The 23,099-nt window shown below is 43.4% G+C and carries 25 protein-coding genes; 9 read left to right on the forward strand and 16 right to left on the reverse strand.

Annotation, left to right across the window (positions count from 1 at the left end):
- Nucleotides 1–70: 70 nt before the first annotated feature.
- The gene (locus FTT87_RS01940; RefSeq protein ID WP_086195346.1) at nucleotides 71–592 is read right to left on the reverse strand and encodes a CHAP domain-containing protein; all 522 of its coding nucleotides are present in this window, start codon (nucleotides 590–592) and stop codon (nucleotides 71–73) included.
- 641 nt (nucleotides 593–1,233) lie between these two features.
- Here FTT87_RS01940 and thyA point away from each other — a divergent pair.
- From thyA to msrA, 5 genes are all read left to right on the forward strand, one after another.
- Complete coding sequence (gene thyA, locus FTT87_RS01945) at nucleotides 1,234–2,076, forward strand: thymidylate synthase (RefSeq protein WP_086195345.1); 843 nt, start codon at nucleotides 1,234–1,236, stop codon at nucleotides 2,074–2,076.
- 113 nt (nucleotides 2,077–2,189) lie between these two features.
- Nucleotides 2,190–2,702 carry a dihydrofolate reductase gene (locus FTT87_RS01950; protein WP_086195344.1) on the forward strand — a complete coding sequence of 171 codons (513 nt, stop codon included), beginning with the start codon at nucleotides 2,190–2,192 and terminating at the stop codon, nucleotides 2,700–2,702.
- Between the two features lie 28 nt (nucleotides 2,703–2,730).
- Nucleotides 2,731–3,798: a DUF4105 domain-containing protein gene (locus FTT87_RS01955; protein ID WP_180174245.1), complete on the forward strand. Its 1,068-nt coding sequence runs from the start codon at nucleotides 2,731–2,733 to the stop codon at nucleotides 3,796–3,798.
- Between the two features lie 96 nt (nucleotides 3,799–3,894).
- The gene (locus tag FTT87_RS01960) at nucleotides 3,895–4,356 is read left to right on the forward strand and encodes an META domain-containing protein (RefSeq protein WP_180082129.1); all 462 of its coding nucleotides are present in this window, start codon (nucleotides 3,895–3,897) and stop codon (nucleotides 4,354–4,356) included.
- Nucleotides 4,357–4,471: 115 nt separating this feature from the next.
- Nucleotides 4,472–4,996 carry a peptide-methionine (S)-S-oxide reductase MsrA gene (msrA, locus tag FTT87_RS01965; RefSeq protein ID WP_180082128.1) on the forward strand — a complete coding sequence of 175 codons (525 nt, stop codon included), beginning with the start codon at nucleotides 4,472–4,474 and terminating at the stop codon, nucleotides 4,994–4,996.
- 66 nt (nucleotides 4,997–5,062) lie between these two features.
- On the opposite strand, the gene FTT87_RS01970 is transcribed toward msrA, so the two are convergent.
- The 5 genes from FTT87_RS01970 to FTT87_RS01990 all read right to left on the reverse strand — a co-directional run bounded on the left by FTT87_RS01970 (nucleotide 5,063) and on the right by FTT87_RS01990 (nucleotide 8,753).
- Nucleotides 5,063–5,467 (reverse strand): biopolymer transporter ExbD, encoded by a 405-nt coding sequence (locus FTT87_RS01970; protein WP_180082127.1) that lies wholly within the window; start codon nucleotides 5,465–5,467, stop codon nucleotides 5,063–5,065.
- Nucleotides 5,467–6,087 carry a MotA/TolQ/ExbB proton channel family protein gene (locus FTT87_RS01975; protein ID WP_180082126.1) on the reverse strand — a complete coding sequence of 207 codons (621 nt, stop codon included), beginning with the start codon at nucleotides 6,085–6,087 and terminating at the stop codon, nucleotides 5,467–5,469. The genes FTT87_RS01970 and FTT87_RS01975 overlap by 1 nt, the downstream gene beginning before the upstream one ends.
- 20 nt (nucleotides 6,088–6,107) lie before the next feature.
- On the reverse strand, nucleotides 6,108–6,896 hold the full coding sequence (locus FTT87_RS01980; protein WP_180082125.1) for an energy transducer TonB: 789 nt from the start codon (nucleotides 6,894–6,896) through the stop codon (nucleotides 6,108–6,110).
- Between the two features lie 210 nt (nucleotides 6,897–7,106).
- Nucleotides 7,107–7,973, reverse strand: a complete 867-nt coding sequence (gene purU / locus FTT87_RS01985; protein ID WP_180082124.1) for a formyltetrahydrofolate deformylase — start codon at nucleotides 7,971–7,973, stop codon at nucleotides 7,107–7,109.
- A 78-nt stretch (nucleotides 7,974–8,051) separates the two neighbouring features.
- Nucleotides 8,052–8,753 (reverse strand): TetR/AcrR family transcriptional regulator, encoded by a 702-nt coding sequence (locus FTT87_RS01990; protein ID WP_086195336.1) that lies wholly within the window; start codon nucleotides 8,751–8,753, stop codon nucleotides 8,052–8,054.
- A 116-nt stretch (nucleotides 8,754–8,869) separates the two neighbouring features.
- Between FTT87_RS01990 and FTT87_RS01995 the strand changes: the two genes are divergently transcribed.
- The 4 genes from FTT87_RS01995 (at nucleotide 8,870) to FTT87_RS02010 (ending at nucleotide 12,755) form a co-directional block, all read left to right on the forward strand.
- Nucleotides 8,870–10,318 (forward strand): coniferyl aldehyde dehydrogenase, encoded by a 1,449-nt coding sequence (locus tag FTT87_RS01995; protein ID WP_180174246.1) that lies wholly within the window; start codon nucleotides 8,870–8,872, stop codon nucleotides 10,316–10,318.
- 162 nt (nucleotides 10,319–10,480) lie between these two features.
- A complete protein-coding gene (gene rpmB, locus FTT87_RS02000) occupies nucleotides 10,481–10,717 on the forward strand; it encodes a 50S ribosomal protein L28 (protein WP_086195334.1) in 237 nt (78 codons plus the stop codon).
- Between the two features lie 12 nt (nucleotides 10,718–10,729).
- Nucleotides 10,730–10,885 carry a 50S ribosomal protein L33 gene (gene rpmG, locus FTT87_RS02005; RefSeq protein ID WP_001205031.1) on the forward strand — a complete coding sequence of 52 codons (156 nt, stop codon included), beginning with the start codon at nucleotides 10,730–10,732 and terminating at the stop codon, nucleotides 10,883–10,885.
- A 151-nt stretch (nucleotides 10,886–11,036) separates the two neighbouring features.
- The gene (locus FTT87_RS02010; protein ID WP_180174247.1) at nucleotides 11,037–12,755 is read left to right on the forward strand and encodes a cation:proton antiporter; all 1,719 of its coding nucleotides are present in this window, start codon (nucleotides 11,037–11,039) and stop codon (nucleotides 12,753–12,755) included.
- Nucleotides 12,756–12,808: 53 nt separating this feature from the next.
- On the opposite strand, the gene FTT87_RS02015 is transcribed toward FTT87_RS02010, so the two are convergent.
- From FTT87_RS02015 to FTT87_RS02060, 10 genes are all read right to left on the reverse strand, one after another.
- Nucleotides 12,809–13,087, reverse strand: a complete 279-nt coding sequence (locus tag FTT87_RS02015) for a hypothetical protein (protein ID WP_180082121.1) — start codon at nucleotides 13,085–13,087, stop codon at nucleotides 12,809–12,811.
- 107 nt (nucleotides 13,088–13,194) lie between these two features.
- The gene (locus tag FTT87_RS02020; RefSeq protein WP_086195331.1) at nucleotides 13,195–13,698 is read right to left on the reverse strand and encodes a DUF6586 family protein; all 504 of its coding nucleotides are present in this window, start codon (nucleotides 13,696–13,698) and stop codon (nucleotides 13,195–13,197) included.
- 253 nt (nucleotides 13,699–13,951) lie between these two features.
- Nucleotides 13,952–14,206 carry an RNA-binding protein gene (locus tag FTT87_RS02025; protein WP_180082120.1) on the reverse strand — a complete coding sequence of 85 codons (255 nt, stop codon included), beginning with the start codon at nucleotides 14,204–14,206 and terminating at the stop codon, nucleotides 13,952–13,954.
- 77 nt (nucleotides 14,207–14,283) lie between these two features.
- Nucleotides 14,284–16,275, reverse strand: a complete 1,992-nt coding sequence (locus tag FTT87_RS02030; RefSeq protein WP_180082119.1) for an ATP-dependent helicase — start codon at nucleotides 16,273–16,275, stop codon at nucleotides 14,284–14,286.
- Nucleotides 16,276–16,527: 252 nt separating this feature from the next.
- Entirely contained in the window at nucleotides 16,528–17,685 is a 1,158-nt protein-coding gene (locus tag FTT87_RS02035) for a glycerate kinase (RefSeq protein ID WP_180082118.1), read from the reverse strand.
- A 79-nt stretch (nucleotides 17,686–17,764) separates the two neighbouring features.
- Nucleotides 17,765–18,337, reverse strand: a complete 573-nt coding sequence (locus FTT87_RS02040) for an HdeD family acid-resistance protein (protein ID WP_180082846.1) — start codon at nucleotides 18,335–18,337, stop codon at nucleotides 17,765–17,767.
- A gap of 134 nt (nucleotides 18,338–18,471) precedes the next feature.
- A complete protein-coding gene (locus FTT87_RS02045) occupies nucleotides 18,472–19,230 on the reverse strand; it encodes a hypothetical protein (protein WP_180174248.1) in 759 nt (252 codons plus the stop codon).
- A gap of 313 nt (nucleotides 19,231–19,543) precedes the next feature.
- Complete coding sequence (gene topA, locus FTT87_RS02050) at nucleotides 19,544–22,183, reverse strand: type I DNA topoisomerase (protein ID WP_180174249.1); 2,640 nt, start codon at nucleotides 22,181–22,183, stop codon at nucleotides 19,544–19,546.
- 35 nt (nucleotides 22,184–22,218) lie between these two features.
- Nucleotides 22,219–22,668 carry an ammonium transporter gene (locus tag FTT87_RS02055; protein WP_092819059.1) on the reverse strand — a complete coding sequence of 150 codons (450 nt, stop codon included), beginning with the start codon at nucleotides 22,666–22,668 and terminating at the stop codon, nucleotides 22,219–22,221.
- Between the two features lie 69 nt (nucleotides 22,669–22,737).
- Nucleotides 22,738–23,099 (reverse strand): hypothetical protein (locus tag FTT87_RS02060; RefSeq protein WP_180174250.1); only part of this gene is annotated, 362 nt, incomplete at its 5' end.

Consider the following 23,099-nt stretch of genomic DNA (forward strand, 5'->3'; position numbering starts at 1 on the left):
GGCATCTTTTTTATTTCAGAAAAATTTCTGAGAAAATGTTCTGTTTAGCTATTTTTAACTTTTTAAAAAGTTAAAAGCTCGGGCGGTAATATTTATAGATCAGGCCTTTTTCATTATAAACATCATAACTTCTTTGCTTAAAGTCAGATACCCATTGCTTGCCGTTAAATCCTGCAATATGTCCATACACATGTTTGCCGGTTCGATCAATAATATAAATATCACCTTCTTTCGGGGCATCGAACTTAGGATTAATTTCTCGATAACCAATTTTCATCAGGGTATTTCCCCAGTCTGCCGCAGCGACGGGATGACTTTGAAATCTTGCACCCGCCGACTCCAAAGCAAGTCTGATACTTTTGGCACATTTTTGTGAACTGCTGGTTGAAGAAACGGACTGCAAGAAATCGGTGAATTTACTGATATCAATTCGCTGGCCATTCTTTGCAAGCACATTCTTTTTAGCTATGGCCTGCCCAGTCTGAAATTCTGAAGATTTTTTCGATTTTTTACCCGATTGGGAACGAATTATGATGTTTGCCTGAACAGGAGCATAAACTTCACTCATGTTTACATTATGATCATAAACCATTCTTTACCAAACACTCCTAAGCCTGACACTACCGGCTTTTCACTCATTTCGACGGCAAGATGGTAACCCCTAAAATGTGATTTTTCATATAACAAATGTAATTAAATATAAATAAATTACCGATAAGTGAGTTAACTGACTATTTTTTGTAGTTTTTTATCATCCAATACTGCTGATAAATTTATTTTATCCTCACTCCATCCACATTGCGCTGTCATTGAAATCCGGATTTTCAATTGATAAATTGCTGGGATTGAACAGAATAAATACACAATCTGGCGTTCAGCAGATCATGTATTGCTTTCTCCACACATGCTTTACTTCATTTAAATGATGAACCCATGTTTTTATTCTTGGCTATTGGCAGGCCTATCAGATTTTTTATCAAGCCCGGGAAAAATACATTCAATAAAATGTAATCCATTTTCCTTCCCCCTATAACTTTTAATTAAACACCGTCAAGATTAGGCCCTAGTATTTATACCACTTTGCAAACACCAACAAAAAACATATAAATCATTTATTTATAAAAATTATCACCATATTTTAAACTTGCTTTCTCCCTTAATGGATACAGTTTCCTCCCCGGTAAAAAAAGGCTAATATGTGCCACAAGAAATTCACAATATTATGAGAGAGACATGCGTCAATATTTAGACCTTTTACAACATATCCTGGACAACGGTGGCGATAAAGGCGACCGCACGGGCACAGGTACACGTTCAGTATTCGGTCACCAAATGCGCTTTGATCTTTCTCAAGGTTTTCCTTTATTGACCACCAAAAAAGTGCATTTTCGTTCCATCGTGATTGAACTGTTGTGGTTTCTCAAAGGCGATACCAACGTTAAATATCTGCAAGACAACAAAGTTACGATTTGGGATGAATGGGCTACTGCAGAACAAACGGCGCGTTTTGGCCGTCCTGAAGGTGAATTGGGTCCGGTTTATGGTCATCAGTGGCGTAATTTTGGCGCAACCAAAAAAGAAAATGGTTTATATGAACAGGATGGTTTTGACCAGATCACATGGCTGATCAACGAAATTAAAACCAATCCCAATTCACGCCGTTTAATTGTGTCGGGCTGGAATCCGAAAGAAGCGGGAACGGTTGCCCTGCCACCCTGCCATACCCTGTTCCAGTTTTTTGTACAGGACGGCAAGCTATCCTGCCAGTTGTATCAGCGTAGTGCCGACGTATTTCTAGGCGTTCCATTTAATATCGCCAGCTATGCCCTACTCACACACATGATTGCGCAAGTTTGCGGTTTAGGTGTAGGCGACTTTGTCTGGACTGGTGGCGACACGCACTTATATGTGAACCATTTTGAACAGGCTCAATTACAACTTAGCCGTGAACCTTTGCCGCTTTGCCAATTGAAACTGAATCCAGAAATTAAAGATATCTTCGCGTTTAAATTTGAAGATATTGAAATTGTCGGCTATGAATCGCATCCCGGCATTAAAGCGCCAGTAGCGGTTTAATTTTTTCTCATTCATCATTCCACTTAAATTCCTAATCCCCCTAATTCCCCCTTTAAAAAAAAGGGGGAATTGAATAAAAAAATCCGGGAATATAATCAGATAAGGCGAACTTTATGACCTTCCAAAATTTAGAAGTTGTGCATGTTGTGGCCATGGATCAACAGCGCTGCATTGGCAAAAATAATGACCTGCCTTGGCACATTTCAGCTGACCTCAAACACTTTAAGGAAATCACCCAAGGCGGTGTGGTGGTCATGGGACGCAAGACCTTGGAGTCTATGGGCCGCACTTTGCCAAAACGGGTCAACTGGGTCATTACCCGTGACACCGACTGGTCATTTGAAGGCACCAAAGTAGCCTACTCTATTGAAGACGCCTTGGCTCAAGCCGTTGCCGATGTTAAAGCATCAGAAAAACCTGAATCAATCTTTGTGATTGGCGGCGGTGAAATCTTTAAACAGACCATGAACATTGCCGACCGTTTAGAGCTGACCCATGTTGAACTAGACGTTCAAGGCGATGCCTACTATCCGGAAATTCCAGCTGAATTTAAAAAGGTCGTCTCAGAACAACATATTGATGACAAAACTGGAATTGCTTTTGAGTTCGCAACGTACCGAAAATAAAGGCAATAATTATAGATAACAGTCAAATATGCATAATACTGGAACAAGAAAATTCCTTCTTGCCTTGGGCATGGTGCTACTCCACACTGCGTTCGGTCTGTTCGTTATTATGTCCTCTATTTGGCTGTGTCTGGCCTTATGGTTTCAGCAACCCTTTGGCGGCTTAGTCACACGATTACTGATCGGCATCTGGATCGCTTTTGCCTTAAGCATACTCGGCCTTTATATCACCCAATATGTTTTGAACCGTCAGACTGATGTTCTGATCTATGTTCTGTTCTTTCTTGTCGGCTTATTCTGGTATTTTGGTCTGCAAGCCAGACAGGATCGTGAATGGAATCCGGAAGTTGCCCAAATACTATCTTATGAGCAACAGGGCAATCTGGTTACACTGCACAATGTACGCAATTTTAACTGGCATGCGGATGGCAGTTATGATGAACGTTGGGAAACCCGGCAGTTTGATTTAAACCAGATTAGCGGTGTAAATATTATTACATCGTACTGGATGGGACCACGCATTGCTCATACACTGGTCAGTTTCGATTTTACCAACAGCCCGCCACTGACCTTTTCAATTGAAATTCGTAAACAGAAAAATGAAGAATTTTCCACGTATGGCGGTTTTTTCAGAAAATATGAACTCAGCCTGATTGCAGCCGATGAAAAGGATCTGATTTATACCCGCAGCAATATTCGTGGCGAACAGGTCTATTTTTTTCCAATTAATATGCCAAAAAGTGAAATACGTGCCCTGTTTGAAGAATATCTGCATAAAGCCAATGAATTAAAACATCAGCCAAAATGGTATAACAGCCTAACCAGTAACTGCACCACGCTGGTATTTGACATGGTACAGGCAATATCCAAAAGACCTTTCCCAACAAATTACCGCCTGCTGGCTTCAGGATATTTACCTAATTACCTCTATGACTTGAATGCCATTTCCCATGACTTAAGCATGAAACAGTGGTATAAGATTGCCTACATTAACCCGCGCGTCAGCCAGTTAAAGAATATCCCCAGCACACAATATTCACGCCTGATTCGTCAGGGCATCCCCGCAGCTATAACAGACGAATCAGCTGAATTTTAAAATTAAAAATATAAAAAACATCCATTTAATCCTAGTGAAAAGCCTGTTTTTTTGTTTATATAGACTCCAAGTTAAACCAAGAATGAGAACTCCAATATGTTAAAAAAAATATTTGCTGTTGGCATACTGGGCACTGCTATTGCTTTGACAGGTTGTGAAACCACACCAAGTGCATCTGCTACCATTGAAACTGCCAATTTAGTGCAACTGCAAAACCGTAGCTGGATTGCCACCCATATTGGCAATACCGCAATCAAGACAGCACCGACTGCACACAATATTCCAAGTTTACAATTTGATGCCATAACTAAACGTGTCAGCGGTGCCGATGGCTGCAATCGTATTATGGGCAGCTATGCAGCAGGTCGAGATACCCTGGTGCTCAGTCAAATGGCAGGGACTAAAATGGCCTGTCTGGACAATAACAATCCGTCTGAACAATTTAATGCAGCCTTGGCTAAAGTAGCCCACTATCAGGTTTTCGGGAAAACGCTTAAATTGCTTGATCGCTACGGCAACGTGCTGCTGCAATTTACCAGTCCGGTGCAACCACGTTAAACTGCTCAAATAAAAGCCTGAAAGCTCAGGCTTTTGTGTTTAAAATGTTTCAATACATTTTAGCTTCATAGAAAGCCTCTATATTAAAAACAATAAGCAAATACAGGATCAAACTATGCAACAGGCCTTATTCGGTGGTGGATGCTTCTGGTGTGTCGAAGCCGTTTTTTTACAGTTAAAAGGTGTGGAAAAAGTGGTCAGTGGTTATGCTGGTGGCCATACTGAACATCCGAGTTATGATGATATTTGCCGTGGCGATACCAACCATGCCGAAGTCATTCTGATTGATTATGATGAAACGCAAATAAGCTTCGTTCAGCTGTTAGATGTCTTTTTTACCACGCATGATCCAACGACCTTAAACCGTCAAGGTAATGACATCGGCACTCAATATCGTTCTGTGATTTATTATTTTAATGATGAACAGCAACAGCAGGCACAACACACAATTAATGCCCTGAAAGCAGAAGGTCTCAATATTGTGACTGAACTAAGCCCTGCACCGCAGTTCTACCCTGCCGAAGAATATCACCAGAATTTCTTTGCTCGCAATCCTGCGCAAGGCTATTGCAATTTCACCATCCCTCCGAAATTAATGAAATTGCGCAGCAAGTTTCAGGACCTGCTGAAACCGGAATAAGCGACTGTGTAGAAAATTCTAGCCATAAAAAAGCGACCTTAAAGGTCGCTTTTTTAAAGGATCAGATTAGTTATCAGTCGCAAAAGCAATATCGCTGAGCCCTGCTTCGCTCGCACGAGACATCACTTGTGCAACCGTATCATAACGTGATTCTTTATCTGCTTTCAAAATAATGGTTGGCTGATGCTGTTCCTGACCCGCTTGGTTAAATTTCGTCTGCAATTCATCAAGCGTGAGCACCTTGCCATTCCAGGCAACCTCTCCACTGGCATTAATACTGATGGTGACGTTTTTAGGCGGCAAATCCGTAATATCTGCTGTTGTTTTAGGTAAGGTTAATGGAATTGACGGGTTAGCAACGGTTGCTGTCACAAGGAAGATGATCATCAATACCAACATAATATCGATCAGTGGAATGAGGTTCATCTCATTCATACCTACATCGTTGTCTTCGCCCAATTGAAAGCCCATTAAGCCTGACCTCCCACCAGATTGTTTGCTGCTGCTTTAGTTTCTACCTGAGCTGCACTGTCCTGTTGCAACATGGTATCAATCAACAAACTGTGTGCCTGATCTTGTAACTCGTGTGACAAACTTCGATTGGCACGGGTACACATGTTATAAGCCAGTACCGCAGGAATCGCGACAGCCAAACCTAGACCGGTCATAATCAAGGCTTCACCAACAGGTGTCGCCACTTGTGCCAGACCTGCCTGACCACTCTTACCTACTGCAACCAGCGCGTGGAAAATACCCCAAACCGTACCAAACAAACCCACAAACGGTGCCAGTGAAGCAATGGTACCCAAAACTGCCACACCTTTTTCAGCATTGGATTTTTCAACTGAAATTTGACGCAACAACGCCTGTTCAGCGACCGCTTTACGTTGTTCAAAATTCAAAGCTGCAAATTTTGCTTTTAACTTGCTTAACGCTTGAGAAAGTTGAGCATAAGCTTGTTGCTTCAGTTGGCGAGTCCCCATTATACGTAAAATGAAGATGGTCCATGTCGCAATCGACATTGCCAATAACACGAAATACAGGGTTTTACTCACTGCATCAGCATGTTGCCAATAAACTGAAAAGTTCATACTCGAACTCCTAATAAATGTTAGCCGCGTGGATTCACTGTCAATTCCAATGGGAGGTTAGCCTTGATTGGATAAGCCACGCCATTTTCTTTGTACGGTTTGAATTTGGAACTACGCACTGAGCGTAAAATCTTTTCATCTAAAGCAGGAACACCGGTCGAACGTACCATACGCACTGAGGTAATTACCCCTTTTTCATTCGCTTCAATATACACCATGGCTGTACGCGTTTGCCCTTGCAGGTCGCTATTGCTATAGGATGGTTTAGGAGAACGACTCCATTGCACGCCTGAACCACCAATCGAAACATTTTTTGGTGATGGCAATGCAGGAGGCGCAACCGGTGCAGGCGGTGTAACTGGCGCAGGTGGAGGTGTCACCGGAACAGGTTTCACCACTTTGGTTTCAGAAATCGCGGTCGTTACTGTCGGTTTGGATGGTGCTTCCACCGGTTTGATCACGGGTTTCTGTGTTTCTGCTTTTTTAACTTGTTGAACCTTTTCTACCTTTTTCGGTGGGGGTGGAAGCTGTTTTTTTACAATTTCAACCTGTTTCACTTCTTTCGGTTTTGGGGGTTCCTTTTTCGGTTCCGCTTTAGGCTTTGGTGGTAGCGGTTTTGCTGGCTCTTGAATTTTTACAAAACGCACCTTTAACGGTTCTTTTTCAATCGGTTTCAGTTCCGGAGTTTTCATGTGCCCTACCGCCCACAACACGCCCATGTGACCCACCACCACCGCAAGCAAAGCAGTGATCATTTTCTTTTTCATTGGATTGGGAGTTTGCATCTTTAGAGCGGAGGATTGACTCATTAAAATCAGTTACCTAATTTAAGCGATTGTAGATCTATAAAGATTGCAGCAATCAGGCTCATCGGTTAGTACAATTAAAGCATGGTAATAATAAATGAGAAGTGTTTTCATTTGCAACTATTAAAATGCCCGTTTTGATGAGTTTTTTGAATCGAAAACGAAAAAGGCATGCCTAAAACATGCCTTTTAAACTGGTATTTTTAGCAATATTTATTGAAAAACAACTGTTTTGTTGCCATCCACAATAATACGGTCTTCCAGATACCATTTCACTGCACGAGCCAAAACATTACGTTCCACATCTTGTCCGAGTTCACGTAGTTGATCGACGGTAAAATCGTGATTTACTCGTTCTACATCTTGCTCAATGATCGGGCCCTGATCGAGGTCAGCAGTCACATAATGCGCTGTTGCACCAATCAGTTTCACCCCTTTATCATAGGCCTGTTTATACGGGTTCGCACCAACAAAGGCTGGCAAGAAAGAATGGTGGATGTTGATAATTTTCATTTCCCAGTTTTTAACAAACTCTTCATCCAGAATTTGCATATAACGCGCAAGAATCAGTAAATCGTTGCCCTGCATGATTTCATCAATTTTGGCATAGGCTTCACGTTTATTTTCTTTATTCACCGGCACCACTTCAAATGGAATACCAAAGTTTTCTACTGCTTCACGCAAGGTGTCATGGTTTGAAACCACTTTGGTAATTTCACATGGTAAACCGCCACGCGCATGACGCCATAACAGCTCAAGCAAGGCATGATCGACTTTAGAAACCAGAATCCCGACTTTTTTCACATCACTGACCAGTGCCAGACGCCAGTGCATGTCATAGCGTTCTGCCACATTGGTGGCAAAAGTCTGGGTTAAACTTTCTTTACGGCTTTGCAAATTTTCCAGTTCAAATTCAACACGCATGAAATAACGTCCGCCCTGAGCTTCAGTCGCGTATTGATCAAGTGCGGTAATATTTGCTCCCTGATGATACAAAAAGCTCGAAACAGCTTGCACGATACCTGGTTTATCTTCACAAGTAATCAGTAAACGTGCCGTGTTAGCAGTGGACATATTCATGTTGGTTAATATCACTAATCAGTTAAATTGAAAAACAAGCCGAGTATTCTAACGCTTTTTTTAGGCTTTCTAAATAGGCTAGCCTGCATCATGTTTTTTACTGGACGATAAACTTTCAAAAAGCTCTGAAGGGCCAAGCGTTTCAAGTAAATGTTCATAGGTTTGACGGCTTTCACCACGCAGGTAAGCCCCTTCCAGAAATACCATTTGACGTAATGCCTGCCAGACCCACTTTTCTTCCAGATGGTTCGAATCGGTAATATGACCTGACATATACAGGAAGTTGGTCCAGTTGGTCAAAACAATCCACAAGTTAATAATCAGGGCTTCAATTTCTGAGTCTGTCATTTCCATTAAGCCCGCATTCACGAAAGCTTTATAGATTTTTTGCCCCTGCTGCATCACCTGTCCGGCAAAGCGTGGATACATTTTTCTAAAATCTTCATTATTTTCAACCAAATGATAGACATCACGATGCAAAAAGCGATAGGCCCAAAGCTGGCTGCTCAGCACCTGAAAATAACGAATTTTATCGTTGGCATCAAGCGGACGATCATCAGGCAATGCCAGCATCTCCAGAGTTTCGCCTTGATACTGCTCCATTAACTCTTTGATGATTTCGTTTTTATTGCGAAAATGGTAATACAAATTACCCGGGCTCATATTTAGTTCAGCTGCAATATGATTGGTTGTTACCGAACGCTCACCGCGTTCATTAAATAACTGTAAGCTGAGCTGTAAAATACGTTCTTTGGTTTTCACCGTTTTGGAGTGAGACATCCTAAAGTAACCATTCATTCAATAGGTTAGCGAACTAACACATAAAGTAACTTGACTATTTAGAGTTTTTACTCTAAAAATTAAATTAATCGCTTTTTATTCAATGGTAGCAGGTCATGAACAGTCAGACAAAAACAACTTCAATGACACCACATTCGTTTAATATTCAGCACTTACACGACGTACTAGAACAGCAAAAGCACGCTTACCTGCGTCATTCCTTTCCATCGGCAAAAGAGCGGATTGACCGTTTAGCACGCCTCAAGCGTATCTTAGTTAAATATCAAGATCAATTTGCTGAAGCAATTAATCAGGACTATGGTAACCGTTCTATTGGTGAAACCAAAATCGGTGAACTACTCACCTGCCTTGAACAGATCAGATATTATAGCAAGCATTTGACCGGCTGGATGAAACCTTCGAAGCGCCATGTTGGAATTATCCATCAGCCGGCAAAAGCATGGGTGCAATATCAACCCTTGGGTGTGATCGGGATTATTGCTCCATGGAACTACCCATTATTGTTGTCGGTTGGTCCACTGATTTGTGCAATTGCCGCCGGTAACCATGCCATGATCAAGATTTCTAGTGCCTCCAGCCATTTTGGTCGTGCCTTGGAAAAAGCATTAGGTGAAGCATTTCCGACCGAACTGGTTGCCGTGATTAATGGTGGCGGACCAGTTTCCGATGCTTTTAGCCATTTAGCCTTTGATAAAATTGTTTTTACCGGTTCAACCGAAATTGGTAAAACCGTCATGGCAGCAGCCGCAGCAAACCTGGTGCCGGTAATTTTAGAACTGGGCGGAAAATCACCGGTACTGGTTCATCCTTCTATTGATTTGCAAGATGTGGCACAGCGCCTGGCTGCAGGTAAACTGTGGAATTCAGGTCAAACCTGTGTGGCACCGGACTATATGTTCCTGCCTAAAGGTAAAACCGCCGAATTTGTTGAACATTTTAAAGCCTGTGTGGAAGAGATGTATCCAAGTATTGAATACAATCAGGATTACACCTCGATTATTAATGACAAACAATACAACCGCCTGCAGGGCTATCTGGAAGATGCCCGTACCCATGGCGCTAAAATTATTGAATTAAATCCGGCACATGAAGATTTAAGCAAGGTTCGAAAAATTGCGCCAACCGTCGTGACCGGTGTCACAACGGAAATGCGGATTATGAAAGAGGAAATTTTTGGTCCGATCCTTCCTATTCTCGAATATGATCAAATTGACGATGTGATTGACTTTATTAATAGCCGTCCTCGTCCACTTGCATTATACTATTTCGACTTTGATCAGGCGCGTGCCGACTATGTCGCACAGCATACTCATTCAGGGCATTTCGGACAGAATATGGTATTAACCCATGTAGCACAGGATGACTTACCTTTTGGTGGGGTCGGTGCTTCAGGTATGGGCAAATATCATGGTCCAGAAGGTTTCTTCAGTTTGTCGCATGAACGGTCAGTAATGTCTAATCCAAAGCTGTATAGCTTAAAATTCATTCTCCCACCGTTTAACAAGCCGATTCACAAACTAATTTCCAAGACCCTTCTTCGATAACTGATCAAGGCATGATCTATCACACATGATCATGCCGCGTTTTTCTTAAATTCGCTTGTCTTTTAAGCGTATTTTTGGTATAAAACGCCCCTTGAATGATTTCATCCGTTTACTTTTAATGACTAGCCGCACAATCGGTGCTGTCTAGCAATGGAGTTCACCATGTCTAAGGTTTGCCAAGTTACCGGCAAGCGTCCAGTCGTTGGAAACAATGTCTCGCACGCCAATAACAAAACCAAACGCCGGTTCGAGCCGAACCTGCATCACCACCGTTTCTGGTTAGAAAGCGAAAAACGTTTCGTACGTATTCGTTTAACCACTAAGGGTATGCGTATTATCGACAAATTGGGCATTGAAAAGGTTGTTGCTGATCTTCGTGCTCAAGGTCAAAAGATCTAAGGAGTCAGTACAATGCGTGATAAAATTCGCCTAGTTTCTTCAGCTGGTACAGGTTATTTCTATACTACGACTAAGAACAAACGTACTATGCCGGAAAAAATGGAAATCAAAAAATTTGATCCAAAAATCCGTCAACACGTAATCTTCAAAGAAGCTAAAATTAAATAATTTTGACTTCTTGAAAAAAGCGGCCCTTCCGGGTCGTTTTTTTTTGCATTTTTTTTACCCGACTTGTTACACTTCTAGACATTCTTTTTTGGCATTTTTTGTGCTTATTCTTTTTTACCCTTAACTTTGGCTCAAGCTTAAGGAGTCTTTAGTGCCTCATGATGTAGATCTGATTATATTACTTGCCGTTGGCTTTGGACTGGCACTCATTTTTGGCTATATTGCTGCACGTATTCATCTTCCTCCCCTGATTGGCTATTTAGTTGCGGGTATTGTGATTAGCCCGAATACACCAGGCATTGTAGGCGATATTCATCTTGCCAACCAGCTGGCTGAACTTGGGGTCATGTTCCTGATGTTCGGGGTTGGCATGCATTTTTCCTTAACCGACCTGATGCAGGTACGCCGTATTGCCTTACCAGGTGCAGTTCTGCAAATTGCTGTAGCAACCTTACTTGGGATAGGCGTAACGATGATCTGGGGCTGGAGTTTTGGCTCGGCACTGGTGTTTGGTCTAAGCCTGTCCTGTGCCAGTACCGTGGTCCTCCTGAAAGCCTTGGGAGACCAAGGTCTGATCAACTCTGTAAACGGCAAGATTGCTGTGGGCTGGTTATTGGTTGAAGATCTGGTCATGGTACTGGTACTGGTCCTGCTCCCTGCCACTGCAGTTTTACTGGGTGGAACAGCCATTTCCGGCTCAGACCCAAATGCCAATATCTGGATGACTTTAGCTGTCACCCTATTGAAAGTAGCCGGCTTTATTGCCTTTATGCTGATTGTAGGTAAACGTCTGGTACCCTGGATTATGCAGATCGTTGCACGTCTGGGATCGCGTGAACTGTTTACCTTGACCGTAGTGGCCGCTGCGGTTTCTATAGCCTTTGGTGCTTATAAGGTTTTTGGTGTGTCGATGGCACTGGGTGCTTTCTTCGCCGGGATGGTGGTGAAAGAGTCCGATTTCAGCCATCGTGCCGAAGAAGAAACTTTACCCTTACGTGAAATTTTCTCGATTTTATTCTTTGTGTCAGTAGGGATGCTGTTTGATCCCATGATTTTAGTGCAGCAGCCCTGGCATGTTCTGGCCGTGGTGGCGATTATTATGATTGGCAAGACCATCGCAGCAATGGCACTGGTACTGTTCTTCCGTTATCCAATTAACACCGCTTTAACAGTGGGTGCCAGCCTTGCACAAATTGGCGAGTTTTCTTTTATTTTGGCAACTTTAGGCGTTTCACTAAATCTATTGTCTTTAGAAGGACAAAACCTGATTTTAGCCGGCGCGCTTATCTCGATTACCCTAAATTCATTTGTGTTCTCTGCCATTGAACCGGTACAAAACTGGATTCGTGAACGCTCACATTTGGCCCGCTTGCTTGAACGTAGTGGTGACCCACTATCGATGTTGCCAGATGAAGTCTCACAAGAATACTTGCGTGATCAGGTGGTGATTGTTGGTCATGGTGAAGTCGGTCGTCGTATTACCAAAGCCTTAATGCAGCAAGAAATTAAAGTGGTAATTGCCGAGGAAAACCGTGAGATCGTTGAAAGCCTACGTGACAAAGGCATTGCGGCGGTATCCGGACACGCGACCGAAGCCGGGGTACTCATTCAGGCGCATATCCAGCATGCACGCCTGCTGGTACTGTCTCCAATGGATATTCTGGATATCCATAAAATTGTCGACATTGCCAAAACCTTGAACCCACAAATTCAGGTATTGGTATGTGCCGAAAGCAAGGAAGAAGCTGAAGTGATTCGCCGTGAAAATATTGGTCAGGTTTATTTTGCCAAAGAAGAAATGGCCATCAACATGACCAATCATATTTTAAATCAGATTCAGATTGCGCATCATCAAGCACCGACACACTAATCAGCAGCCCATAAAAAAGCGCACCAAAGTGCGCTTTTTAGGTTTAAACAAGTTTAGCTCAGATACTTCGGCTGTTCATCCATGACTTCAGCCTGCCATTCATTGACCTGCTTTTCCATCATGGCAAACAAAGCCGCCTGCATCATGTGCTGGGCAATTACTTGCGTTTGATCACCAAGTAACGCTTTGACCTGATCATTAAACTGAATCTTGACCAGCGGTTCTTTTTCAGAGCCTGCATTTCGCAATGCCAACTCACCACCTTCAAGTTGAACAAGTTCTAAAATCGCTTCTTGACTACCAAATAATTCTTTCAAATGTTCTATAGACATATATCCTCCATGTTCAACATGGTGGCAAAGGGCTGTTGCACTTTGCATTACTTAGACTATTTATATAAGGTCGATGACAGAAACTTCAAGAGTACCGGTGCTAAAGTTTAAAATTCAACCATCTCATTACGAAAACCGTCAATTAACTGGGTCAGGTCACGATGCCATTCACGAAGAATCTTGGTATCCGGCAGCCAGGCTTGAGGCGTTTGAGTCACTTTAATAATCAGGTTGGAAGAGGTTTCATCTTCAGGTTCTGGAGCACTCGGTTCCGGTGCATATTGACACATACGGTAGGCACGTTTTAGCTCGGCAATAAAACCCTGTTTCGCCAGCTGCTGCATCACAGTCACTTCAGGCGAAATCTGTCCTTTTTCTGCCATATGTTCTTCAATCGATTTCAAGGTCGGGGCAAAATCATTTAAACGGTAGTAACGAACCAGTTCCTGCAAAAATGCCAATACCGCACCATGCAAATGAAATACCGCCGCTTCACGATGTGCCTGAGCTTGCTGAATATGATCGGTTTGTTCTGCTTGTTGGCATGCAAGACGTGCAAAATACAGTTTCTGATTGGTACGATCGGCATGAAAGCGAGCAACACGAGACATGGTGATTTCCTAAGATTTGGCATGATTACACCGTTAAGATTAAACGGTCTTTCAGAAAAATTACAATAAAAATTGTGGAAGATTCATTTCAATGAGTGAGATATCGAGTGTCACTTCAATGATCATGGATGATTTCAGCCAGAAGAATTTACATCCTTCCAGATCAAGAGATGGGGATTCAATAGACCAATTCAACCTGATCAAAGCCTGGTTATTTTATCCATAAAAAAAGGAGCATGGCTCCTTTTAGTTTTTATTCCGCCGCTGGCTTGTCTTCAGCCTGCTTCACACGAATCCCCGCTCCATGCAAACGCAGGGTATTTAAGCCTTTAATCGCTTTCACCGCTTCACGGCCATGTGGCATTTCCACAAAAGCAAAACCCTTTGATTTACCTGTTGCAGCATCTAGAACCAAGGTGCATGACTCTACCGTGCCATATTGCTTAAACAATTCCAGCAATTCAGCTTCTGTCACTGTACGTTCTAAATTACGGACTAAAATTTTCATCTGATGACCTTTCAATAGGCTAAAAAAACCAAAAAGCACTCGCCTACTTACTTTTTGCACTTCAATATTGAGATAGTTTAATCGAGATCGATACCAAAATCTAAATTAATCGATTGCCGCTCAATTAAGGCACTTTTTACGGTTTGCTGACGCGGCTTGTAATGGGTCTCGGTCGTACACAGGTTGCGGGTCAGGTCATTCAGGAAATAGCTTTCAATTTTTCGTCCCTGTTCATCGACCTGATCCCGCGCCCAAAGATTCAGATTTTGCTTGGTTAAAATCAGTTCATTTTTGGCACGGGTTAAAGCCACATAGAGCACCCGGCGTTCTTCTTCCACTTCATCAAAATTGCCTTGCGCACGTGCGTGCGGATACTGTCCGGCAGAAACATTGGCCACATAACAAATTTTCTGTTCTGTGCCTTTGGCCGAATGGATGGTAATCAGCGTCACCACATCATCTTCAGACTGGCGTTCTATTTCACTGATCGAGACCGGATCGAGCACATATTCTTCCAGAAATTCACTCAGCTGATCATGTTTGGTGGCCAGCTGCTTGACCAGGTCAAAATCACCCATGCGTTTCGACCAGTCTTTCTTGGCGTAGTTTTCTTCCAGCTGTTCGAGCAGTGCTTCTATCCCCAAAGTGACACAAGCCTGCACCTGATCTTTTAATACCGACATCTGCTTCATGATCAGCAGCGTTTTCTCGGGAATGCGGCCAAATTTTTCCAGTTTGTCGAAAATCAGTTCTGGATTGTCCTGCTGCAATAATTGCTGCGCCAGCTTACTGGCTCCAACATCTCCCACGCCATTCCATAAGGTCAGAAAACGCATCCAGGCAATATCATCCAGCGGATTGGCAATCACCCGCAATAAACTAAGTAGGTCTTTGACATGTGCGGTTTCCAGCAGTTTCATGCCACCAATAAAACGGTACGGCACATTGGCCTGAATAAAGGCCGCCTCAATGTGACGTGCGGCAAAACTGGAACGCACCAGTACCATATGATCATGCCACGGCGTGCCTTGCAGAAAATGCCGCTCTTTGATATCAATGGCAATCCATTTGGCTTCATCAAACTCGTTCGGGAAGATATGCAGTTTGGGTTTAATGCCCTCGCCACGATGTGCATCCAGACGTTTCTCATACTTGATTGGACTTTGATCAAGCAACCAGTTGGACAGATCTAAAATTTGCTGTGTAGAACGGTAATTCTGTTCCAGTTTAAAAATCTGTGCATCCGGTACGCGTTCTTTAAAATGGTGGATATTTTCAAAGTCTGCGCCACGAAAACCGTAAATCGACTGGGCATCATCCCCCACACAGAACAGGCTGACTTTATCTTTTAATGGTTCCAGCAAAGCCCATTGCAGCGGATTAGTATCCTGCATTTCATCCACCAGCATATGCTGGCAAATCGAGGCGACATAATCACTGAGACCTTCCGATTGAGCCAGTGCCGATGCCACAACTGCCAGAATATCGTCATAATCCAGAAAGCTGCGCGCACGTTTTCGTGCCTCATACTCTTTCATAATGTCAGCAATCTGATCTTTATATTCCAAAAATTCAGGATGCTGTTTCTCTAAAGCAATACTGAGTTTTTGTCGGGTATTGCGGGCAAAGGAATACAGATCACACAGCTCTTTCGGTTTTGGCAGTGCATTGGGATTTTTTTTATCATCCTTACCGCGAATTAAGCGGAACATCATCAACTGATCATCACGGTCGATAATCGAAAACTGTTCCAGACCAAAAGCTTTCGGAATACGGCGCAGCAGATACATACAAAAAGTATGAAAGGTGGATGCGCGTAAACCTTTGGCCTGCTCACCCAAAGCCAATTCGACACGTGCCACAATTTCACTAGCGGAACGGCGGGTAAAGGTCAAAATTTGAATTTGATTAGCTGGTACACCTTGATCAATCAGGTAAGCTGCACGAGCCACAATGGTTTTGGTTTTGCCACAGCCTGCCCCTGCAAGTACCAGACTATGCTTTGCCTCCGTGGTGGCAGCCTGTTTTTGTTGCGGGTTTAATTCATTAATCAGGGTGGCTAAACTCATGGTGTCTCATCGTGCTAGGGAGATGAATAGTTTAACAGAGGTTTTAGTAAAACCTGAGTAATGCGCCTTGATTCATTTTTTTATTCCTTAAGCATTTTTTCAAAAACTGAATACTGTGTTTACTCAATCAAATGCCCATCGTTATTCCCTCTCCTTTTTAAGGAGAGGGTTAGGGAGAGGTTACTATTTAAAACTCCCCTCATCCTAGCCTTCTCCCTGAGGGAGAAGGAACTTCACAAATTTGATGATGTCTTAACTATTTAATATAAGTTCATTAAAATTATAGTTTCTTACATATTGCTCAACTGCTTCTTCCAAATACATTGAAGCATGCGCAATTGCATGTTCCATTGAAATTTCAGGAGGATTAATCCCGATAATTTGACTAAAACCCAAGTCATAAAGTTCATCAATACCATCGCCAACTAGACCCGCAAAAGCAATCACAGGCTTATTCAATCGCTTCGCGACCTGCGCCACCCCAAATGGTGTTTTGCCAAATTTAGTTTGAAAATCAATTTTGCCTTCACCCGTCAATACATAATCAGCCTGAGCAATTTTTTCTGTCAATTTGGTCTGTTCAATTACCAGCTCTACACCTGAACGAATCTTGGCACCTGCAAACACCATCAAACCAAAGCCTAGACCACCTGCTGCACCAGCCCCTGCGATATTTTGTTTGCTGATGTTTAATGCTGATTCAATCACATATGCAAAATGAGCAAGATTTCGGTCCAGTATTTTCACCATTTCAGCTGTCGCCCCTTTCTGCGAACCAAAAACAGCAGATGCACCATTTGCACCACATAAAGGATTGTTCACATCGCTGGCGATAACGATCTCAGTCTGTGCTAAACGGGCATCCAAACCGGAAAGATTGATACTTTGAATCTGATCAAGCTGACCACCGCCTAAAGCAACCGCTTGGCCTTGAGCATCCAGAAACTTGACGCCTAAGGCTTGTGCCATACCACTTCCGCCATCATTGGTGACACTGCCACCCAAACCAATAATGATTTTAGCGACGCCCAAGTCCAAAGCTGCTTTGATCATTTCTCCCGTACCCAAAGTGGAGGTGAATAAAGGATTGCGCTGGGCAGGTTCTAAAAGATGGATGCCATTGGCTTTGGCCATTTCGATAATGGCTGTTTTTCTCCCATCGACTAAACCGAAGTAGGTTTGGATTTTTTGCGAGGCAAAAGGACCACTGACTTCACATGCAATCTTCTGTCCATACAATGCTGTGATCAAAGCATCCAGCGTACCTTCACCACCATCTGCAATGGGCACCGAAATACACACCGCATCTGGATATACATTTTGAATGCCACGCTGCATCGCCTGACAGGCCTGTTCGGCGGTCATACTTTCTTTAAAGGAATCGGGGGCAAGCACAAAGGTTTTAGGCATAAGCAACAAAAAATGAAAGCAATAAATCTTTATACAATAAAAAAGAGCGCTCTATGCGCCCTTTTCTCCCAGTTCACTGTTATACATCTGCCGAACTTTGCGGTACTTCACGTTTGATATACGACGCTAAAGTCAAATAATTAATTCCCTGAAATAAAACATCTATCGCCAGGAACAGCCCCAGTACCCAGAACGGTGCATCAGGTGATTTTAAAATCATAATCCCGGTCACCAGGGTTAACAGGCCCGAAAATAAGATCCAGCCCCAACCTTGATAGGCTTTAAAAATAATGGCACTAAAAATACGGATGATACCCGCAACAATCAATACAATGGCCAACAGATTGGTCAGCACAATCGCGGTTTTTACCGGTGTGCTAAAAGCATAATAACCAGCGACCAGATACAGTACACCAAACAGGGCCCATAGCCAGCGAGTCCCCCCTTCAAAAATTTTAAAAGCTGCAACAAAGTGCAGAATACCGCCAATCATCATCAGTATGCCAAACAGGAATACCACAGAAAGCGTAGCAAAAGGCAGTGAAGCAAGCAGTACAAGAGCAAACAAGGTCAGCACAATGCCCAGACCTAAATACCACTTTCGATTTTCATGCAGCTGATGTCGAACTAAATCATTTCCTACTGTTCTCATGTTTTTTCTCAAGTCTTTTGTTTAGGAATACCTGTAGTTTTAGCTGATTTTCGGTCAAAAGTCTGTTATTTCTCTGCATTTTAATCCACAGCCCGATATGCAACTGTGGATAAAAGCATCGTTATCCCCAAGGATTATTTTTTCCAGCCCAGCTCGATTGCGGTGATTTCATTAATCAAAGTCTGTTTCAATGAATCCGGCATTTTACTTTTTTGTTGCGAAACTGGAATATGCCCGGCCATCAGCTCGGCCTTGGCTTGAGGAAATAAAGGCTGCTGCTTTGGATAGGCATAACCCAGTGGATAAATGGGCTGACCCGTCGTTAAATCATATTTGTCACTTGCACCAAAAGCATGGAGCAACTCATGTACCAGTACAATCTTGTTTTGTTCAGCCTGTTTTTTCGATGCAAATAAATTCACCGAGCCAATACGGCCTTTTTGCAAGGCAGTGGAATGTTTCAACTCTTTAATTTTTTGGGGATCATAATAATTTAAATACAGGGTCACACTGGGTGAACCGTCAGCACCTTCATGCTGTTTCCATGCATAAAAACGGAATTTCAGACTCCATAAAATATTATCCAGCATGGTTGCCTGTGGGGGTACTTTCGGGGGCAATCGTTTCAGTTCACGACCCAACTGAAAGTAAATGGCAATTGGCTGTCCGCGATACTGTGCCGACATCTGCTGGAGATATGCTTGTGCTCCATTCAGTTCAGACAAATTCAGCGATTGAATGTAATGTTGAGTCGCAGCTCGCCCATCTGCATTGACAGGATGCAGCATGACAATAATGGGTTTGGACCAGTCCTGGTTCTGGTCACGGTAGGCATTAACTGCAACAATCAACAGAATGATGAGTAAACACAGTATGCGAATATTTTTCCACATTAATTTTTCTCGTTATTAAGCAATCAAATTTTAACAATCCATCCAAACATTGGATACACAAGAAATCATCCGTAACTGTCCAAGACAAACCTTTATAAAATATAGAATATTCCTGCTAAGAATGAAAAAGCTAACGGTAACTGGCGAGTTATGTGGATGACAATGCCTTTCTTGCGAAGCTTTACTTCTCATTTAGGCAAAGCCAAAGTCACAGATGAGCTTCTCCAATTTAATTTATTCACGATAAAGTTCCGTCGTGCTATTAGCATAAAAAATGCCGACTTCCGTCAGCATTTTTTGCATTTCTTAAAACTTAAGCTTCAACCCATTTTCCATCATTGAAAACCAGTGACCATTTGGTTTGCTTACCTTCAGGCGTTTCCGAACCAATATATTGCGCCTGATTCTTACGACTGAATTTCACCAAGGTTGGGTTGCCTTCAGGGTCGACATCCGGTGCTTGTAAAATAAACTGATATTTGGGATCCAGCTGCTCGGCCACGGTACGGAGTTCAGCCACTTTCGGTGCGCGGGTTTCACGCACTTTCGGGAATTTGCTGGCTGCCAGGAACAGACCGGCTGCACCATCACGAAGGACAAAGAAGTCATCATGCTTGGTCGAACGCAGGTGTTCCATTTTAATTGGATCTACACGCGGAGGTGCAGGCTGACCATTCTTTAACACTTTACGGGTATTGTCACAACTGGTGCAGGCAAAGTAAGGTCCAAAACGACCGGTCTTGAGCTGCATCTCGCCATGACATTTATCACATGGAATGGTTGGACCATCATACCCCTTGATCTTGAACTCGCCTTCTTCCAGTTCAAAACCGGCACAGTCCGGATTGTTCCCGCATATATGCAGTTTACGGCCGCCATCAATTACATAGCTGTCCATGGCTGTACCACAAATCGGACAGCGTTTTTTCGACATCAAGTCAGCCGTTTCTGCTGCGTCGTCATCCGACAGCGCGGCCAGAGACTCAACCGGGGTTAAATTCAGCGTGCCTTTACAACGCTCTTTAGGCGGCAGGTTATAGCCTGAACATCCCAAAAATACGCCTGTGGTTCCAGTACGAATCTGCATTGGACGCGAACATTCAGGGCAATGTACCGCTTCCACTTCCACAGGCAGGTTACGGCGCATGCCGTGCTCGCCTTGTGCTGTGGTCAAGCGCTTCTTAAAGTCGCCGTAGAAATTATCCAGCAACTCTTTCCAGTTCCGCTGACCATCTGCCACTTTATCCAGCTGACCTTCAAGATCTGCGGTAAAGTCATAGTTCATCAGGTTATTGAAACTTTCATCCAGACGATCGGTCACAATTTCGCCCATCTTTTCGGCAAAAAGACGACGATTATCCAGCTTCACATAGCCACGATCCTGAATGGTGGAAATAATGGCGGCATAAGTCGAAGGACGACCAATCCCTTTTTTCTCTAATTCTTTTACCAGTGAGGCTTCAGTGAAACGTGCCGGCGGTTTGGTGAAGTGCTGTGATGGATCCAGTTTTTCCAGTTTCAGTATTTCACCCACTTTCACGGCAGGCAATAACACATCATCATCCGACTTGTTTTGTCCGCGCACTTTGGTGAAACCATCAAAGACCAGAGTACGGCCTTTGGCTTTCAGCCCCACACCGTTGGCATCGACTAAAATGGTCGAAGACAGATATTCTGCCGGAGTCATCTGACAGGCTACAAACTGGCGCCAGATCAGGTCATACAAACGCTGTGCATCACGTTCTACGCCTGCAAGGCTGTCGCCTTTCAACGCCACATTTGAAGGGCGAATGGCTTCATGGGCTTCTTGTGCACCCGCCTTGTTGCCATAACGGTTTGGCTTGGCAGGCAGATATTTTGCACCAAACTCAGATTCAATATGACCACGCACCATATTGACTGCATCATCGCTCAGGAAAGTGGAGTCGGTACGCATGTAGGTGATAAAACCTGCTTCATACAGACGCTGCGCCAGCATCATGGTTTTCTTTACAGAAAAACCTAAACGTGTGCTTGCAGCCTGTTGCAGGGTTGAGGTGATATATGGTGCGCTTGGGTTGACCTTGGTCGGTTTATCTTCACGACTGGCAACTTTATATTCAGCATCTTTGATCAGATTCAATAAGGCATCGGTTTCAGCCTTATTGTGCAGCTTGAGGATTTTACCGCCCTGCTTCACCGCTTCAAGGCGGATATCATCTTTTTGAGATTTGGTATCTGCAAAAACCTGCCAGTATTCTTCAGGAATGAAGGCACGAATTTCACGTTCGCGTTCCACTACCAGTTTGACGGCAACCGACTGTACACGACCTGCCGACAAACCGCGGGCAATTTTTTCCCATAACAGTGGCGAGATCATAAAGCCTACAACACGGTCGAGGAAACGGCGGGCTTGCTGCGCATTGACCTTATCGATATCCAGGCGTGCCGGCTGTTTAAAAGCTTCCTGAATGGCATTTTTAGTAATTTCGTTAAACACCACGCGCTGATAGCGTGAATCATCTCCGCCAATGACTTCTTTTAAATGCCAGGCAATGGCTTCCCCTTCACGGTCCAAATCCGTTGCAAGGTAGACTTCATCGACTTGCGATGCCAGTTTTTTCAGTTCCGCCACGACATTTTCTTTACCCGGAAGCACTTCATAATGCGCTTTCCAGCCATGCTCAGGGTCAACGCCCATACGGTTGACCAAAGCCTGTTGCGCTTTTTCCGCTTTTTGTTCATCGGTCAGTTTGGTACGGGTTGCCGGTTTTTTTTCTACCGTTTTCGAACCACCCGTCGGCAAGTCACGGACATGGCCCACCGATGATTTTACGATGTAATTTGGACCCAAATATTTGTTGATTGTTTTCGCTTTTGCAGGCGACTCCACAATCACTAAGGCACGTTTGTTCGCAGCACTCGGTGATTTTGCTGTGGTGCTTTTGGATGTGGACCGAGGAGCGTTCGCCATAGTTAACCGTTAATCCTGTTTGATGGAGTTATAAATTAAAGTTCAGCCAAAGACGTTAAATAAGCTTTGATGTCATCTAACTGTGTTGCCCGAAGGTCTGATTCTTCATCCCAATAGAGTCCTACACAGTTTGCCTGCATATCAATAGCATAAATGCCCTTTAATGCAATGGGCAAATCGTTAAACTTTTCATCGCCCTGCACAACTTTGAGTTTTTGATCTTCGACCCGTGCACGCATCAATGGCAGTCGGGCATCTGGAATTAAGACGCTGTAATAGGCCACCATGCTGGCGCGTTTTTCCGTTGCCATGGGCACTTTGGTCCAATCGGGAGCGGCCACTAAACGCGGATGCAAAGCCATCTTGCGCGCTCTTTCACGCATCAGACCTAATGCTTTCTCTCTTGGGCTGACACGTAGCCCGAAAATTGAGCCGAGCACAAACAGCACGATGAAGACTGTAATCCAAATTCCAGTATTTTCCATAGTACAACCTTTTTATTCCTTTATTAGAGTTGCATAAGCTGAATATAAAACGCAAGTATCGACATACATTTAATTCGGTAACAGGATTGAACTATAGCTTATCTGACGCTTGCTATTTATTTGAATTAGATCATATTTCTTGAGTAAGCTAATAGCTTCATCCACATCTTGATCTGGAATACATTTCTTTAAAACGCTGGTGAATCCAGTTAAAGATTTGGGACGAGGATGATTTACTGTTGCTAGATAAGAGACTAATCTAATTTGAATCATAGTTAGTTTTTTTTCGATTTCTTCAGCAGTTTCAGCAGTTTCAGCAGTTTCAGCAGTTTCAGCAGTTTCAGCAGTTTCAGCAGTTTCAGCAGTTTCAGCAGTTTCAGCAGTTTCAGCAGTTTCAGCAGTTTCAGCAGTTTCAGCAGTTTCAGCAGTTT

Origin of the sequence: Acinetobacter sp. YH01022 (assembly GCF_013420235.1) — a bacterium.
GTDB lineage: Bacteria > Pseudomonadota > Gammaproteobacteria > Pseudomonadales > Moraxellaceae > Acinetobacter.

What these genes read in the sequence shown, in the direction of transcription:
- FTT87_RS01940 (WP_086195346.1), bottom strand. Translation starts at nt 592, where the DNA reads ATGGTTTATGATCATAATGTAAACATGAGTGAAGTTTATGCTCCTGTT.
- thyA (WP_086195345.1), top strand. Translation starts at nt 1,234, where the DNA reads ATGCGTCAATATTTAGACCTTTTACAACATATCCTGGACAACGGTGGC.
- FTT87_RS01950 (WP_086195344.1), top strand. Translation starts at nt 2,190, where the DNA reads ATGACCTTCCAAAATTTAGAAGTTGTGCATGTTGTGGCCATGGATCAA.
- FTT87_RS01955 (WP_180174245.1), top strand. Translation starts at nt 2,731, where the DNA reads ATGCATAATACTGGAACAAGAAAATTCCTTCTTGCCTTGGGCATGGTG.
- FTT87_RS01960 (WP_180082129.1), top strand. Translation starts at nt 3,895, where the DNA reads ATGTTAAAAAAAATATTTGCTGTTGGCATACTGGGCACTGCTATTGCT.
- msrA (WP_180082128.1), top strand. Translation starts at nt 4,472, where the DNA reads ATGCAACAGGCCTTATTCGGTGGTGGATGCTTCTGGTGTGTCGAAGCC.
- FTT87_RS01970 (WP_180082127.1), bottom strand. Translation starts at nt 5,467, where the DNA reads ATGGGCTTTCAATTGGGCGAAGACAACGATGTAGGTATGAATGAGATG.
- FTT87_RS01975 (WP_180082126.1), bottom strand. Translation starts at nt 6,087, where the DNA reads ATGAACTTTTCAGTTTATTGGCAACATGCTGATGCAGTGAGTAAAACC.
- FTT87_RS01980 (WP_180082125.1), bottom strand. Translation starts at nt 6,896, where the DNA reads ATGAGTCAATCCTCCGCTCTAAAGATGCAAACTCCCAATCCAATGAAA.
- purU (WP_180082124.1), bottom strand. Translation starts at nt 7,973, where the DNA reads ATGAATATGTCCACTGCTAACACGGCACGTTTACTGATTACTTGTGAA.
- FTT87_RS01990 (WP_086195336.1), bottom strand. Translation starts at nt 8,753, where the DNA reads ATGTCTCACTCCAAAACGGTGAAAACCAAAGAACGTATTTTACAGCTC.
- FTT87_RS01995 (WP_180174246.1), top strand. Translation starts at nt 8,870, where the DNA reads ATGAACAGTCAGACAAAAACAACTTCAATGACACCACATTCGTTTAAT.
- rpmB (WP_086195334.1), top strand. Translation starts at nt 10,481, where the DNA reads ATGTCTAAGGTTTGCCAAGTTACCGGCAAGCGTCCAGTCGTTGGAAAC.
- rpmG (WP_001205031.1), top strand. Translation starts at nt 10,730, where the DNA reads ATGCGTGATAAAATTCGCCTAGTTTCTTCAGCTGGTACAGGTTATTTC.
- FTT87_RS02015 (WP_180082121.1), bottom strand. Translation starts at nt 13,087, where the DNA reads ATGTCTATAGAACATTTGAAAGAATTATTTGGTAGTCAAGAAGCGATT.
- FTT87_RS02020 (WP_086195331.1), bottom strand. Translation starts at nt 13,698, where the DNA reads ATGTCTCGTGTTGCTCGCTTTCATGCCGATCGTACCAATCAGAAACTG.
- FTT87_RS02025 (WP_180082120.1), bottom strand. Translation starts at nt 14,206, where the DNA reads ATGAAAATTTTAGTCCGTAATTTAGAACGTACAGTGACAGAAGCTGAA.
- FTT87_RS02030 (WP_180082119.1), bottom strand. Translation starts at nt 16,275, where the DNA reads ATGAGTTTAGCCACCCTGATTAATGAATTAAACCCGCAACAAAAACAG.
- FTT87_RS02035 (WP_180082118.1), bottom strand. Translation starts at nt 17,685, where the DNA reads ATGCCTAAAACCTTTGTGCTTGCCCCCGATTCCTTTAAAGAAAGTATG.
- FTT87_RS02040 (WP_180082846.1), bottom strand. Translation starts at nt 18,337, where the DNA reads ATGAGAACAGTAGGAAATGATTTAGTTCGACATCAGCTGCATGAAAAT.
- FTT87_RS02045 (WP_180174248.1), bottom strand. Translation starts at nt 19,230, where the DNA reads ATGTGGAAAAATATTCGCATACTGTGTTTACTCATCATTCTGTTGATT.
- topA (WP_180174249.1), bottom strand. Translation starts at nt 22,183, where the DNA reads ATGGCGAACGCTCCTCGGTCCACATCCAAAAGCACCACAGCAAAATCA.
- FTT87_RS02055 (WP_092819059.1), bottom strand. Translation starts at nt 22,668, where the DNA reads ATGGAAAATACTGGAATTTGGATTACAGTCTTCATCGTGCTGTTTGTG.